At 40.3% G+C, this 1,210-nt stretch carries 1 protein-coding gene and 1 pseudogene; both read right to left on the bottom strand.

The genetic code is table 11. From position 1 onward, the window contains the following. The coding region (locus DXB43_RS14955; protein WP_117947916.1) for a tyrosine-type recombinase/integrase at positions 1 to 854 on the bottom strand (854 nt) is incomplete at its 3' end. Positions 855 to 940: 86 nt separating this feature from the next. Next, positions 941 to 1,210: pseudogene (locus DXB43_RS14950) on the bottom strand (helix-turn-helix domain-containing protein); the annotation flags it as partial.

Here is a 1,210-nt window from a genome sequence, read left to right as displayed (position 1 = left end):
CGAAGAATCTCTGCCAGTGTATCTCCAAAATCAACAATCCTTACCTTTTTTCGTTTGGTTGGTCCGATGATATTCTTGTGCCTTGAACCATCATAGCGGATACTGCGTCTGATTGTAAGGCACTGTTCTTCAAGATTTACATCCTGCCATGCCAGACCACAGGCTTCACCGATACGAAGTCCTGCATAATAAGCTATCTGGATTGGAAGTATTGCCGGTGGATTGTAATCCTGTAGAAATTCAATCAGTCTTTCATAATCCTCTCGTGGAATTGGCTGTATATCGCCATCCATGTCATCATCAGAAAACAGGTCAACCTCATCCGTCTGGTATTTCAGCTTAATATACTGCATCGGATTGAAAGTGATATATTGCTTTGGTGATACTGCAAACCGGAATGACTGCTGTAATACTGCCGAGAAAGAACGAATGTAATCTTTGCTGTAACCTTTTCTTTCTGAACCATCTGGATAAGTGCCACCAAAGGAAAGCAGATCGAAGAAGGCTTGTAAATGCTCAGATGTTACATTTTTCAACTTTCTCTCTGAAATTGGATGCTTCTTGATGTTGGTAATTGCACCGAGGTAATTCTGGACTGTCCCATTACTGAGAGTACCGGTCTTTAATTCTTCCTCTGCCCATATATCAAGTAATTCTCCAACTGTAATATTTTCCGACTTTGCAATGAATTTTTTGCTTTCGTAATCGTCCATTGCCTGACGGAGCAGTTTTTCCGTTTCACTTTTGCTTTCTGTTCCAGCGTATTCTTTCTGAACCAGATTGCCGCTTGCATCTTCTACATAGAAGCGGTAGTACCATTTCTTTCCTTTTTTTCTTACAGATCCTTTTGCCATAATCGTGTGTCTCCTTTCGATATCAGACAATCGGAACTGATGAAATGCTTCTTGCGTGTAAGTATATCATAACTCCGGTTGTCGTTCTATACCGAATCGGAATCTTCATACAAAACTTCTGATAAAAGATTTTCAAGCCTTTGTTCTGCCATTTCCGGTTTCTTGGAATAGAGCCTTACAATATCTGCCATGTCATTAAAGGCATTAACAGTATGGGTGATCTCCCGGAGAAACATAATCTCGTTATATTCATCATTCGATTCAAACCCCATTACCTTTGCAATATCCGATTCATTCGTGCTGCCCTTGTAATTCTTGCAGGCAAACTGGAATGATTCCAGAAACAGGTTATATTG

This window comes from Roseburia sp. OM04-10BH (assembly GCF_003462605.1).
GTDB lineage: Bacteria > Bacillota > Clostridia > Lachnospirales > Lachnospiraceae > Roseburia_C > Roseburia_C amylophila.
This window is presented reverse-complemented; position numbering and strand designations above follow the sequence as displayed.